Here is a 268-nt window from a genome sequence, read left to right on the forward strand (position 1 = left end):
CGGGGCGTCCGGTTCGATCGGCACTGCGCCGAGGTCCCGGTTCGGCGCGAACTCCTTGCGGAGGAACCAGACGTTCAGCCCGGCCACGGCGGCGTTCGTGATCACGATCGGGACGGAGGGCAGCAGCAGGCCGTAGCCGACGAACACGACCGATCCCACCAGCGAGACGATCCGCAGCCGTACCACCGAGGTCATCGCCAGTGACGCCACGACCAGTGCGGAGGCGAGGTAGCCGATCAGTTCGAACGGGGGGAGTCCCATCCGGCCA

General features: G+C 68.7%; 1 protein-coding gene. It reads right to left on the minus strand.

Features of this window, described 5'->3' with window-relative positions; all coding sequences use genetic code 11:
* Window positions 1-268 (minus strand): hypothetical protein (locus BN358_RS27310; RefSeq protein ID WP_198018550.1); only part of this gene is annotated, 268 nt, incomplete at both ends.

Origin of the sequence: Sedimentibacter sp. B4, assembly GCF_000309315.1 — a bacterium.
Lineage (GTDB): Bacteria > Bacillota > Clostridia > Tissierellales > Sedimentibacteraceae > Sedimentibacter > Sedimentibacter saalensis.